The sequence below is a fragment of the Streptomyces sp. NPDC001717 genome, from assembly GCF_042892775.1.
Taxonomy (GTDB): Bacteria; Actinomycetota; Actinomycetes; order Streptomycetales; family Streptomycetaceae; genus Streptomyces.
Genome location: NZ_JBIAUK010000023.1, coordinates 40,740 through 52,802 on the forward strand (window position 1 = coordinate 40,740; position 12,063 = coordinate 52,802).

A 12,063-nucleotide genomic window follows, 5' to 3' on the forward strand; every position below is an offset into this window, starting at 1 on the left:
GATCCTGCGGGCTTCCTTAAGAGACCTTGAAGAAGGCCTCCTGGCAGCTCTTTTGGCTGGTCACAGCCCTAGGCTCGGTCGCACCCGTCCACCCCCTCCCCTCTGAGGTGCCACAGGCATGAGTCGCAGCCGAACTCCCGGAACACCGTCCCGCGCCGGGGCGCGACGGAAGAAGAAGGTGCGCACGCGCGTCGTGCTCTCCCTCACCGCGGCGGCCGCGGCGGTCGCGGTCGGCGTCGCGGTCGCCGACTCCGACGGCGGCGGGCGCGCGGACCGGCACGCCGATGCCGCCGGGAAGACGAACTCCGGATCGGCGGGCTCCGCCGACGGGGGCGCGACGGCGACCCCCTCCGCCCCGCTCCCCGACGGTTCGGCGTCCGCTACGGCCGCGACGCCGACCGGGACTCCCGGCGCCGACGCCACGGCATCCGCCGCCCCCACGAAGTCCGAGGCGCAGGAGAGCCGTCCGTCGAGCTCGGCCCCGGCCCCGGCCGGAAAGCCCGCGCGTCCCCCGGCCACGACCGGCGGCGGCTCCGGTGGTTCCGGCGGTTCGGGTGGTTCCGGTGGTTCGGGCGGCTCCTCGGGGGCGTCCGATTCCGAGTCGGCCGTCCTCGCCCTCGTCAACAAGGAGCGGGCCGCGGCGGGGTGCGGTCCGCTCAGCACGAACGCCAAGCTGAGCGCCGCGGCGCGGGCGTACAGCGACACCATGGCCCGCAGCGGTGTCATGTCCCACACCGGACCCGACGGGTCCACCATGACATCCCGCGTGGAGGACGCCGGATACGGCTGGTCCCGTCTGGGCGAGAACATAGCCCGCGGCCAGGCGGACGCCGACGCCGTGATGGACGCGTGGATGAACAGCCCCGGCCACCGGGCCAACATCCTCAACTGCGGCTTCAAGGAGATCGGCATAGGCGTCCACAAGGGCGACGGCGGTCCCTGGTGGACGCAGGACTTCGGCGCGCCGAAGTAGGCGCGGAGCAGGCGCCGAAGCGTCAGTCCCCGCACCGGCCCCGCCTCCCCGTGGCCGGGCGGCACCCGTCCTCCCGACCCGTACGCGGGTCGGGGGGACGTCGGCGTTCCCCCGTCCGGCCCGGGGCGGTCGTGCCCGCTCGGGGGAGGAGGTGACGGGCGGCCCGGCGCGTCGGCCACTATGGGGCCGTGCCAAGAATTCCGCGCTACCTGCTCATATGGCTGTCCTGTACGGCCGCCAGCGTGACCGCCGTGCTCGGCACGGTCCGCTTCGTCGTCGGCTCGACCCGGCATTCGCCCCCGGTCGCGCAGTCCGCCCCCATGGTCTTCGATTCGCCGCCGGCGTGGCAGGCGGGGCAGGGCCAGTCACCGGGGCCGCAGTCCCCGAGCGCGTCCGCCTCCGGTTCGCCCACCGAGAGCGCGCGGCCGTCCTCCCCGGCTCCGGCGCCGACCGCCGTGAAGGCCTCGACCGCAACACCCCGTACCACGCCGCCGAAGCCCCCCGTCGACTGCGACGGCGGCCCGGGGCTGCACACCGTGCCCTCCGAGGGCGGCAAGGCCACGGTGCGGTACGGGAGCCGCGGCGTGTGCCTGATCTCCGCGATCCCCGGCCCCGGATTCAAGGTCACGACGTCCCAGAGCGCGAACGACACCCTGACGGTCACCTTCACCGGCTCGGACCACCGCTCGGTCATCACGGCGACGATCGAGCCGATGGCGAAGGCCAGTGTCCGGGAGACGTCGTTCTGACGGCTCCCGGTCCGTTTGGGGGTTTCACCCCTCCGTATGCGCTCATCTCCCGGGTTCCGGCGAAGCGGAATCTGAGCTCTTCCTTAGGGGAATCTCAAGATCGCGCCGACACGGTTCCGGCGGCCCCGGGCGGTCCTATGCTCGCGTCAACCGAGTGGCCCTCGGCGCCCGGACGTGACGCCCCGGCGATCCGACGGGCCGCCGGTTCCACCGATCCGGGAGGCGCTCGGCCTTCCCGCAATCCGAACCGTGCCCTGGGGTGTCTTCGCCATGAGTTCTCGCATACTCCGACCCGCTCTCGTCACCGCGGCCGTGGTCGCCGTCGGGCTGACCACGGCGTGCGGACCGTCCACCCAGTCCGCGGGCGCCACCGTGTCGGCCGCGACGGGATCCTCGTCGGACGCCCCCGCCCCCGACGCCACGGCCTCCGCCTCCGCGTCCGCCTCCCCGAGCACCTCGGCCTCCGCGTCGGCGTCGGCCAGTGCCTCGGCCGGCTCCTCGCCGAGCCCCTCCCGCGCCCAGACCCAGGCCGCCGCGCCCAAGCCCTCCCGTACCTCCGCCGCGCCCGCCCCGGCGAAGGTCCCCGGTCCCGGCTACGACAGTTCGGCCGACGCGCAGCAGCTGATCAACGCGGCCCTGAGCTCGGCCAAGGCCGACGGGAGGAACGTGCTGCTCGACTTCGGCGCCAACTGGTGCGGCAACTGCAAGGCGGCCGACAAGGTGTTCGGCCAGTCGCAGACGGCGGCGCTCCTCGGGGCCTCGTACCACCTGGTCAAGATCGACATCGGCGGCAACAGCTCCGCCAACTCCGCGCTCCTGCGCAAGTACAGCCCCTCGGGCGGCACGTACACGATGCCCGTCCTGGTCGTCGTCAGCCCGTCCGGGACGGTGAAGGTCGACACCCACGTCACCGGCAACCCCAGCCCCACCTCGGAGGGGATCAACTCCTTCCTGCGCAAGTGGGCGTCATGAGAAGACCGGTTCCGCGGCCCGCCGCCCTGGCGGTCGGCGGGCTGGTGGTGGCGGCCGCGGGCTGCCTCTTCGCGGCCACCGGGAGCGGCGCCCACTCCGGCGCGGCGGACGCCGGCCGGGCCGACGGCGGCGCGCTCGGCGCCGCCGCCGCGGCCGGGATCGTCGACCCCGGCGCCCGGCCGGCCGCCCCCGCCCTGGCGGGCGAGGACCTGGACGGAAAGCCCGTCAGCCTCGACGGGTTCCGCGGGCAGGTCGTCGTGCTCAACGTCTGGGGTTCGTGGTGCGGGCCCTGTCGGGCGGAAGTCGACGACCTCGCGCGGCTCGGCGAGTCGACCCGGTCCCAGGGGGTCCGGTTCCTCGGGATCAACACCCGTGACCGGGACCGCGCGGCCGCGCGGTCCTTCGTACGCGCCCACGGCATCGACTTCCCCAGCCTCCACGATCCCGACGGCGAGCTCCTGCTCCGCTTCCCGCCCGCGCTCCTCAACCCGCAGACCATCCCCTCGACCCTCGTGATCGACCGCCGCGGACGCATCGCCGTCAGCATCGGGGGAGCGGTCACCGACGAGGAACTGGGCCCGCTCGTCGCACGCGTGGCGCAGGAGGCGTCATGACGGCCCTCGCGGGCGTGACCCTCGCCGCCGCGGACGCCCCGTCCCTGCTGCACGGGACACTGGCCGTCGCCGCCCCCGTGGCCCTCTTCGCGGGGCTCGTGTCCTTCCTCTCGCCGTGCGTCCTGCCGCTGGTGCCGGGCTACCTCAGCTACGTCACGAGCCTGTCGGTCTCCGACCTGGCGGACGCCCGGGGCGGGCAGCGCAGCCGTATGGCGGCCGGAGCCATGCTGTTCGTCGCCGGCTTCACGGCCGTCCTCGTCTCCGGGGGCGCCCTGTTCGGGTACTTCGGCCGGTCCCTGCTCGCCCACCAGGCCGTGGTCACCCAGGTGCTCGGTGTCTTCACCGTGCTGATGGGGCTGTCCTTCATGGGGCTCCTGCCGGGCTTCACCCAGCGGGAGTTCCGCAGCCACCGCAGGCCCGTGCTGGGCCTCGCGGGCGCACCCCTCCTGGGCGCGGTGTTCGCGGTCGGGTGGACGCCCTGCATCGGCCCGACGCTGGCCGCCGTCCAGGCACTGGCCTGGAGCGAGGCGAGCGCGGCACGCGGCGCCCTGCTGATGGCGGCCTATTGCCTGGGGCTGGGCCTGCCCCTCGTGCTGGCGGCGCTGGCCTTCCGACGGGCGCTGGGCGCCTTCGGCCTGGTCAAACGGCACTACCAGTGGGTCCTGAGGCTCGGCGGCGGGATGCTCGTACTCGTCGGAGTGCTGCTGGCCACCGGAGTGTGGAACGACCTCGTCTACCGGCTGCAGTTGTGGAGCGCCGACTTCACCGCGGCCTTCTGACCCCCTTCCCCTTCTCCCCTTTCCCGAGACGAACGCGCAGAGGCAGAGATCCACCGATGAGCATTTCCGAGTACGTCGGGCGTTCCCGCAAGGCCCGCATCGCGGCCGCCCTGATCCCCCTGGCCGCCCTCGTGGCCTGCGGCGGGCAGTCCGACAAGGCCGGCGGCGGCGGCGCCGCGCCCACGACGCGCTTCACCGAGAACGGGGTCACCGTCACGCTCACGGTCTCCGACTGGCACGCCCCGAACGGCACCCTGACCGCCGTCTTCACCCCGGAGGGGAAGGGTTTCCACCTCTACAGCACCGACCTGCCGGCCGCCGGGATCGAGGGCGTGGGTCGACCGACCGCCGTGGACGTCACCGGGGTCCTGCGGGCGGACGGGAAGCTGACGGCCTCCGCGGGCGTACGGACGATCAACGTGCCCGGTGTCGAGGCCCCGGTCCCCGTCTACCCGGACGGACCCGTCACCACCAAGCTGCCCATCCGCGCGGACGGCAACGGCGAGGCCACGGTCCTGCTCGGCTACGCGAGCTGCAGTTCGAAGGAAGGCTGCACCATCCCGGTCTCCGACCGTCCCGTGCACCTGAGCGTCGGCGACGACGGCCCGACCTTCGGTGCCCGATAGGAACGACCGTTCACCTAAGGTGTGCGCATGCCGAGCGTCCTGGTCGTGGAAGACGACCCCAGCATCCGCCAGTCACTCATAGAGGTCCTGGCGGAACACGGGTATGCCGTCCGCAGCGTCGGCGACGGATTCGGCGCCCTGCGCGAGGTCACCCAGACGCCCGTCGACGCGGTCGTCCTCGACCTGGGGCTGCCCGATCTGGACGGAGGGGACGCACTGCGCATGATCCGGGGCATATCCTCCGTCCCGGTCATCGTGGCCACCGCCCGCGACGACGAGACGGAAATCATCCGGCTCCTCAACGCGGGCGCCGACGACTACCTGGTCAAACCCTTCTCGGGGGGACAGCTCATCGCACGTCTCTCCGCCGTCCTGCGGCGCGCCGGCCACGTCCCCTCCGGCCCCGCCGCGCCGCACGCCGGCCAGGGTTCGTGGCCCGCACCGGCGGCCGAACCGCTGCGCGCCACCATCGTCGGCGAGTTGGCGGTCGACCCCGGGGCGCGCACCGCCCACCTCGCCGGCCGGGAGCTCCACCTCACCCGCCGCGAGTTCGACCTGCTGGCCTTCCTCGCCCACCACACCGGGCAGGTCGTCTCCAAACGGCGGCTGCTGACCGAGGTCTGGCGCGAGCCGTACGTGGACGACCAGACCGTCGACGTGCACCTTTCGTCCCTGCGTCGCAAGCTCGGCGAACGGGCGGCGGCCCCGCGCTACCTGCTGACCGTCCGCGGTGTCGGCATCAAGCTGGTGGAGCCGAGATGAGACGTTCCCTGGCCGGAGTGGCGCTCGCCGTCACCTCCATGGTCGCCCTGTCCTTCCTCATCCCGCTGGCGGCGCTGGTGATGTCGCTGGTCAAGGAGCAGAGCGTCACCGCGGCCGAGCAGCGGGCCGCGGCCCTGGCCCCCGTGCTGACGCTGACGACGGACCCGGGCGCCCTGCGGGAGTCCGCCGCGAGCCTCGACGCGACCGAGCGGCTCGTCGTGCACCTGCCGGACGCCGCCGCCCTCGGCACCTCCCGGGCTCCCGCCGCCCTGCTCGAACGGGCGCAGCAGGGGCGCGAGTCCATCTCACAGGCGATCCCCGGCGGGTGGATCTGCCTGCAACCGGTGGTGCTGCCCGGCGACCGGGTCGCCGTCATCGAGAACTTCGTACCGGAACAGGACCTGACCCGCGGGGTCAAGGCCTCGTGGGCGGTCATGCTGCTCCTCGCCGTGGGTCTGATCGGCGGTTCCGTACTGGTCGCCGACCGGCTCGGCGCGAAGGTCGTCAGGTCCTCCAAGCGGCTCGCCCACGCCTCCCAGGCGCTGGGACAGGGCAATCTGGACGCCCGCGTGGAGCCCATGGGGCCGAGGGAACTGCGGGACGCGGGCGTCGCCTTCAACGCGATGGCCCACCGGATGACCGAACTGCTCGCCGTCGAACGCGAACTGGTCGCCGACCTGTCCCACCGGCTGCGCACCCCCCTGACCGCCCTGCACCTGGCATCGGAACGCATGGGCGCCTCACCGGAGTCGGCCAGGGTGGAGGCGGCCGTGTGCGAGCTGGAAACGGAACTCCAGGCCATCATCACCGCGGCGCGCACCCCGCTCGCAGTGGGCCCGATGGGCCAGGGCATGCTCGGCACGGAGCCGGGCACGGGTCACCCCGCCACCGGCGAGGTACCGACCGGACCGCGCTGCGAGGCGGCCGACGTCGTCCGCCGCAGGACCGCCTTCTGGGCGGTCCTGGCCGATCAGCAGGACCGGCCCTGCTCCCTCGACATCACCCAGGAGCCCACGCCCGTCGCCCTGTCCGACGACGACCTCGCCGCGGTGGTGGACGCGCTCATCGGCAACGTCTTCCGGCACACCCCGTCCGGGACCCCGTTCGGGGTCCGCGTCGTCCGCACCGCCCTGGCCGTGGAACTCGTCGTGGAGGATGGCGGTCCGGGCATCCCCGAACCGGACCGGGCCCTCTCCCGCGGGAGCAGTACGGGATCCTCGGGCCTCGGCCTCGACATCGCCCGCCGGGCGGCGGCCGTCACCGGCGGCTCGACGCAGATCACCCGCGGCCCCCGCGGCGGCGCGCACATCACCGTGTCCTTCGAGCTCGCCTCCCCCGCTCCGGCCGGCCGCCGACCGCGCACGTCCCGACGGCGCACGGGCCGGCCACGCGGCCGGTCACAGGGTTAGGGCCCGTCTTTCGGGTCAGGACCCGGCGGACCGCTCGACAGGTCCACGTGCAGGCCGTCGGATTCGACGCGTACGGACGTGGCCTTCAGCCCGAGCGGATACTCCTTCGGTGCTCCCGGCTCCGCACCGAGTGCGCCGTCGCCCGCCCCCAGACGGTCGGCGGGGACCGACCTGCCGAACAGGGTGAGCCCGTCGACCGCGAGGGTGACCCTGCCGTCCGCGAGTACGGGACGCAGCGTCAGCTGCCCGGCGCCGCCCGGGCCGACGGAGGCGAGGACGGTGCCCCGCGCCGGGTCGGTGGTGACCGAGCCCACCCTCACGGACGGTGCGGCGGCCCGGATCGCGGCGGCGATGGACTCGGTGGGAGCCGTCACCCGGGCGCGGGAGGCACCGACGCCGGCCTTCCCGCCGAGGCGCACGTCGTCGAGCCGCGCCCGGACCCGGAGGTGGTCGAGCCTGCCGGCGCGGGCGTCGTCGCTGCTGACGTCGAGCCGGGGAATGCGTCCCGTCAGCAGCTCCCACAGGACCCAGTCGCCGTCCGAATCGACCGTCAGGTCGTCGCCGAGGGCGGGCGCCGCCTGCGCGATCCGGTCCCGGACCAGGGCGCGGGCGGTGAACTCGGCCGCTCCCGCGCCGAGGACGACGACCAGGACCACGGCGGCCGTGACGGTGCGGGCCCGGTGACGGCGCAGCGCCGCACGGATCCTCGTCGGGTGTCGCCTCACGGGCGCTCTCCCCGGGCGCGTACCAGCACGGGGGCGGGCGCCGGCGGCGTCGGGAGGGCAGGCCCTTCCGGGTCCAGGTGCGGGAGGAGACGGTCCAGCCAACCGGGGATCCACCAGTTGGCGCGCCCGAACAGGTACATGGACGCCGGTACCAGGAGCAGCCGCACCACCGTGGCGTCGATGATCACGCTGACGCCCAGGCCGAGCGCGAGCATCTTGACGGCGACGTTCGTGGAGAGCAGGAACGCCAGGAAGACGCTGGTCATGATCAGTGCCGCGCAGGTGATCACGCGCGCCGTGGCGGCGAGGCCGGTGGCGACGGCGAGGTGGTTGTCCCTCCGGTGCAGCCACGTCTCGCGGATCCGGGAGAGCAGGAACACCTCGTAGTCCATGGAGAGCCCGAAGACGATCGCGAACATCATCATCGGCACGTACGACTCGACGGGCACCTTCTCGGTGACACCGAGCAGCGAACCGCCCCAGCCCCATTGGAAGACCGCGACGACCACGCCGTACGCGGCGGCGATCGAGAACAGGTTGAGCACGGCGGCCTTGAGCGCGATGAGCGGGCTGCGGAAGACCGTGAGCAGCAGCAGGAACGCGGCGGCGACGACCACCCCGATGATCAGGGGCAGTTTGGCGGCGAGGGTGTCGGTGAAGGTCTGCCCGGAGGCCGCGGTGCCGGTGACGTAGCCGGTGGCCCCGGTGCCCGACAGCACCCGCGGCAGGGTCTCGTCCTGCACGGTGTGGATCAGGTCGCCGGTGGCCGCGTCCTGCGGGCCGGTGACGGGGGTGACCGTGGTGATGAGCAGGACGTGGTCGGGGGAGGTGACCGGGGCCGTCACGGAGGCGACCCCGGGCACGGCCTCCAGGCCGCCGCGCAGCGAGGCGGCGAGTTCCCGGCGCTGCGCCTCGTCGGCGACCTGCCGGCTGTCGAGCTGGGTGACCACCGTGAGCGGGCCGTTGGCGCCGGGGCCGAAGCCCTCGGTGATCAGGTCGTAGGCACGGCGGTCGGTACGGCTCGTGGACTGCGCCCCCGCGTCGACGTGCCCGAGCCGCATCGAGGCGAAAGGCACCGCCAGGACGCCGAGCACCAACATGCCGCAGGCCAGGAACAACCAGGGGCGGCGGCTGACCAGGACGGCCCACCGGTGCCACACGTCCGACTCGCCGGTGGGTTCGGTGACGGGGGTGCGCACGTGCAAGCGGTCGATGCGGTGCCCGAGCAGGCCCAGCAGCGCGGGAGTCAGCGTCACGGACGCGGCCGCGGCCACGACGACGCTGAGTCCGGCCGCGACACCGAGGGAGCCGATGAAGCCCACCCCGGAGACGCACAGCCCCGCCAGGGCCATGGCGACCGTCGCGGCGGCGACCAGCACGGCGCGCCCACTGGTGGCGACCGTACGCCCGACGGCCTCCGCGGGGTCGGCTCCGGCGTGCAACAGGGCCCGGTGGCGGGTGGCGAGGAACAGCGCGTAGTCGATGCCGACGCCGAGGCCCATCATCGAGGCCAGCGTCGGGGCCGCCTGCCCGAAGTCGAAGTGCCCGGCCAGCAGTCCGAGACCGGCCAGGCTGACGGCCAGGCCGAGCACGGCCGTCACCAGCGGCAGTCCGGTGGCGGCGACGCTGCCGAAACCGATCAGCAGCACGAGCACCGCGACGGCCAGGCCGATGGCCTCCGAGGTGCGGTCCGCGGACTTCGGCGTGGCCAGCTGACCGAGCGGGGCCCCGTACTCGACGGTGACGCCGTCGGCGCGCAGTGGCTCGACGGCCGCGTCCACCCCCGAGAGGTACGAGGAGCCGAAGGAGGCCGGATTGCCGTCGAAGCGGACCGTCACCTGCGCGATGTCGCCCTTCGCGGACACCGCGCCGGGGGTGGCGAACGGGTCGGACACCGACAGTACGTCCGGCAGCCGGCCCAGGTCGCCGACGGCCGATTCGATCGCGGCCCGGTGCCCGGCGACGGACCCCTGGTCGGACCGGAGCACGAGGGGGGCGGCCGTGCCCCCGGAACCGGTGGTGTGGGCCTGGAGCAGGTCGGCCCCGGTCTGGGTCCGGGTCCCGGGCAGCGAGAAGCCGTCCGCGAAGGCGCCGCCCCAGGCGCGGTTGGCGAGCCCGAGGCCGACGAGGAGCAGCACCCACAGGGCGACGACCCGCCAGGCGTGCCGGGCGCACCAGCGGCCGCTGCGGTGGAGGAGGCCGGGCCGTACGGCCGATGGAGATCTCATGGGCCCCACGGTGCGCGGCGCGGGTAAGGGGGACGTTGGCGCATTGTTCGGGGAATGTACGGGCTCACGGCCCGGCGCGCGACCCCCCTCACGCGCCCCTGGGCGCCGGCGGCAGGGCGACGGTGAAACAGGCCCCGCCCTCCGGGCCGTGCCCCTCGACGCCGAGGGCGCCGCCGAGGCGGCCGGTCAGGCGGCGGGCGATGGCCAGCCCCAGACCGCTGCCGACGGGCCGGCTGCCGCGGTAGCGCTCGTGCAGGGCCCCGGGATCGAAGGCGACGCGCACGTCGTCCTCGGTGAGCCCGGGCCCGCCGTCGCGGACCTGCACCTCGGCCCCGCCGCCTGCCGCGGCACGCACGGCGAGGACCAGGGGCGCGCCCTCGGGTGTGACCCGCAGGGCGTTCTGGACGAGGCCGTCGACGAGTTGGCGCACCCGGAAGGCGTCCGTGTCGACGACGACGGCCCCGTCGGGCCGCTCCAGGCGCAGCTCGACACCGTGGCGAGCGCACGGCCCTTCCCAGAAGGCGGCGGCCTCGGCGAGGACCGCGCCGAGGTCGGCCGGGGCCACGTCGAGGCGGAACTCGTCCGCCTCCAGCCGGGCCAGGTCCAGCAGGTCCCCCAGGAAGCGGTCCAGGCGACGGGTCTCGTCGGCGAGGATCCCACCGACCTCGGACACCCGCTCCGGTTCGATCAGGCCGTCGGCGAGCGCCTCGGCGTACCCCTGCAACGCGGTCAGCGGAGTGCGCAGTTCGTGGGAGACGGACAGCAGGAACTCCCGCTGCCGGTTCTCGCTGCGCGCCAGCGCCCCGTCCAGGACGTTCAGGGCGCGCCCGATGTCCGCCGCCTCCCGGGGCCCGTCCACCGGTGCCGGTACGCCCCGTTCGCCGTCGGCGAGCCGGTGCGCGATCTGCGCGGCCGTCACCAGCGGGCGGGCGATCCGGCGGGCCAGGAGCGCTCCGGCCAGCGCCGCGCCGAGCATGCCGGCGAGCAGCGGCGCCAGCACGTTGCGGCGGATCTGGTTCGTGTTGTCGGTGACGACCGTGTACGGCTCGGTCAGCACCACCGCGCCGCCGCGCACCCCGGGCTGCCCCACCAGCAGGACGTCCCGACCGCCCAGGATGCCCGTCGTGGAGACCGGCTTCCCGGCCAGCAGCGCCGATTTCGACGCGCGGTCGACGGCCGGGGTGGCCGATCCGCTCACCGTGCCGTCCGGGGCGACCACCGCGAGCTGTACCTCGTTCGGCCCGCCGAGCACCTGGGCTCCGCGGAACAGCGCCTCGGACAGGGCCGGCAGCCGGCTCAGCACGGTCGCCTGACGCGTCAGCCGGTCCCGTTCGCGTTGCTCCGCACCGTGCGCCGCCGTCTGCCAGGCGATCAGCCCGGTCAACGCCACCGCGAGCGCCGCCACCACCGTGGTCAGCACCACGATGTTGCGTGCGAGGGAGCCTCGACGCCGGTCCTCGGGGCGGGAGGCGGTCACGCGCCGGGAGCCGTCGCGCTGTACCCGACGCCCCGGACCGTACGGATCGGACTCGCGTCGCCGAGCTTGGAGCGCAGCTGCGAGACGAACACGTCGACCATGCGGGTGTCGCGGTAGCCCGGATACCCCCACACCTGGGCGAGCAGCTGTTCCCGGGTGAAGACCTGGCCCACGTGCCGCAGCAGGTGTTCGAGCAGGTTGAACTCCGTGGCGGTGAGTTCCACCGGCTCGCCGTCGCGGCGCACGGTGCGGCTGACCGGGTCCAGGCTGAGCCGCCCCACCGGGTCGGGCGAGCGGCCCGGAGGGCCCGCCGCCCGGCGCAGCACGGTCTTGACCCGGGCGACCAGCTCGCGCGGCGAGAACGGCTTCGTCAGGTAGTCGTCCGCGCCCAGTTCGAGGCCGAGGATCCGGTCGGCCTCCTCGCCGCGCGCGGTGACCAGCAGCACCGGCGTCCAGTCGCCCGCGTCGCGCAGCGCACGGCAGAAGGCGATGCCGTCCATGCCCGGCAGACCGATGTCCAGCACGATCGCCACCGGCCGCATCCGGCGCGCGGCCGCCAGCCCGGTGGACCCGTCCGCCTCGACGTGGACTCCGAAGCCCTCACGCGCCAGGTACAGCCGCTGCACGTCGGAGATGTGGCGCTCGTCCTCGACGATCAGCACGAGGCCCTTGGACTGCGTCATCACTGCCTCTCACGTGCGGCACACCCTGCCGATGGCCGATGCTAGCCGCACCGACCCGGCCACCCG

Annotated in this window: 12 protein-coding genes; 8 read left to right on the forward strand and 4 right to left on the reverse strand. The window is 74.1% G+C overall.

Annotated elements, in window-relative coordinates; translation table 11 throughout:
* Positions 1 to 118 precede the first annotated feature (118 nt).
* From ACFYZL_RS28885 to ACFYZL_RS28920, 8 genes are all read left to right on the forward strand, one after another.
* Positions 119 to 973 (forward strand): CAP domain-containing protein, encoded by an 855-nt coding sequence (locus ACFYZL_RS28885; RefSeq protein ID WP_384754207.1) that lies wholly within the window; start codon positions 119 to 121, stop codon positions 971 to 973.
* Positions 974 to 1,161: 188 nt separating this feature from the next.
* On the forward strand, positions 1,162 to 1,722 hold the full coding sequence (locus tag ACFYZL_RS28890) for a hypothetical protein (RefSeq protein ID WP_388682933.1): 561 nt from the start codon (positions 1,162 to 1,164) through the stop codon (positions 1,720 to 1,722).
* Positions 1,723 to 1,992: 270 nt separating this feature from the next.
* Positions 1,993 to 2,694 (forward strand): thioredoxin family protein, encoded by a 702-nt coding sequence (locus ACFYZL_RS28895; protein ID WP_384754211.1) that lies wholly within the window; start codon positions 1,993 to 1,995, stop codon positions 2,692 to 2,694.
* Positions 2,691 to 3,308 carry a TlpA disulfide reductase family protein gene (locus ACFYZL_RS28900; protein WP_388682935.1) on the forward strand — a complete coding sequence of 206 codons (618 nt, stop codon included), beginning with the start codon at positions 2,691 to 2,693 and terminating at the stop codon, positions 3,306 to 3,308. The genes ACFYZL_RS28895 and ACFYZL_RS28900 overlap by 4 nt, the downstream gene beginning before the upstream one ends.
* Positions 3,305 to 4,087: a cytochrome c biogenesis CcdA family protein gene (locus ACFYZL_RS28905; protein ID WP_388682938.1), complete on the forward strand. Its 783-nt coding sequence runs from the start codon at positions 3,305 to 3,307 to the stop codon at positions 4,085 to 4,087. Before ACFYZL_RS28900 ends, ACFYZL_RS28905 begins: the two co-directional genes overlap by 4 nt.
* A gap of 56 nt (positions 4,088 to 4,143) precedes the next feature.
* On the forward strand, positions 4,144 to 4,713 hold the full coding sequence (locus ACFYZL_RS28910; RefSeq protein WP_388682941.1) for a hypothetical protein: 570 nt from the start codon (positions 4,144 to 4,146) through the stop codon (positions 4,711 to 4,713).
* Between the two features lie 27 nt (positions 4,714 to 4,740).
* Entirely contained in the window at positions 4,741 to 5,475 is a 735-nt protein-coding gene (locus ACFYZL_RS28915; RefSeq protein WP_388682943.1) for a response regulator transcription factor, read from the forward strand.
* Positions 5,472 to 6,884 carry an ATP-binding protein gene (locus tag ACFYZL_RS28920; RefSeq protein ID WP_384753530.1) on the forward strand — a complete coding sequence of 471 codons (1,413 nt, stop codon included), beginning with the start codon at positions 5,472 to 5,474 and terminating at the stop codon, positions 6,882 to 6,884. Before ACFYZL_RS28915 ends, ACFYZL_RS28920 begins: the two co-directional genes overlap by 4 nt.
* On the opposite strand, the gene ACFYZL_RS28925 is transcribed toward ACFYZL_RS28920, so the two are convergent.
* The 4 genes from ACFYZL_RS28925 to ACFYZL_RS28940 form a co-directional block, all read right to left on the reverse strand.
* Positions 6,881 to 7,609, reverse strand: coding sequence for an LmeA family phospholipid-binding protein (locus ACFYZL_RS28925; protein ID WP_384753533.1), 729 nt, complete (start codon positions 7,607 to 7,609; stop codon positions 6,881 to 6,883). The genes ACFYZL_RS28920 and ACFYZL_RS28925 overlap by 4 nt on opposite strands.
* Positions 7,606 to 9,837 (reverse strand): MMPL family transporter, encoded by a 2,232-nt coding sequence (locus ACFYZL_RS28930; protein WP_388682947.1) that lies wholly within the window; start codon positions 9,835 to 9,837, stop codon positions 7,606 to 7,608. The genes ACFYZL_RS28925 and ACFYZL_RS28930 overlap by 4 nt, the downstream gene beginning before the upstream one ends.
* An 88-nt stretch (positions 9,838 to 9,925) precedes the next feature.
* Positions 9,926 to 11,314 (reverse strand): histidine kinase dimerization/phospho-acceptor domain-containing protein, encoded by a 1,389-nt coding sequence (locus ACFYZL_RS28935; RefSeq protein WP_384753538.1) that lies wholly within the window; start codon positions 11,312 to 11,314, stop codon positions 9,926 to 9,928.
* On the reverse strand, positions 11,311 to 11,997 hold the full coding sequence (locus ACFYZL_RS28940; protein ID WP_384753540.1) for a response regulator transcription factor: 687 nt from the start codon (positions 11,995 to 11,997) through the stop codon (positions 11,311 to 11,313). The genes ACFYZL_RS28935 and ACFYZL_RS28940 overlap by 4 nt, the downstream gene beginning before the upstream one ends.
* Positions 11,998 to 12,063 lie beyond the last annotated feature (66 nt).

Coding starts and splice junctions, on each gene's coding strand:
- ACFYZL_RS28920 (WP_384753530.1), top strand. CDS start 5,472: ATGAGACGTTCCCTGGCCGGAGTGGCGCTCGCCGTCACCTCCATGGTC.
- ACFYZL_RS28905 (WP_388682938.1), top strand. CDS start 3,305: ATGACGGCCCTCGCGGGCGTGACCCTCGCCGCCGCGGACGCCCCGTCC.
- ACFYZL_RS28895 (WP_384754211.1), top strand. CDS start 1,993: ATGAGTTCTCGCATACTCCGACCCGCTCTCGTCACCGCGGCCGTGGTC.
- ACFYZL_RS28885 (WP_384754207.1), top strand. CDS start 119: ATGAGTCGCAGCCGAACTCCCGGAACACCGTCCCGCGCCGGGGCGCGA.
- ACFYZL_RS28940 (WP_384753540.1), bottom strand. CDS start 11,997: ATGACGCAGTCCAAGGGCCTCGTGCTGATCGTCGAGGACGAGCGCCAC.
- ACFYZL_RS28900 (WP_388682935.1), top strand. CDS start 2,691: ATGAGAAGACCGGTTCCGCGGCCCGCCGCCCTGGCGGTCGGCGGGCTG.
- ACFYZL_RS28915 (WP_388682943.1), top strand. CDS start 4,741: ATGCCGAGCGTCCTGGTCGTGGAAGACGACCCCAGCATCCGCCAGTCA.
- ACFYZL_RS28930 (WP_388682947.1), bottom strand. CDS start 9,837: ATGAGATCTCCATCGGCCGTACGGCCCGGCCTCCTCCACCGCAGCGGC.
- ACFYZL_RS28910 (WP_388682941.1), top strand. CDS start 4,144: ATGAGCATTTCCGAGTACGTCGGGCGTTCCCGCAAGGCCCGCATCGCG.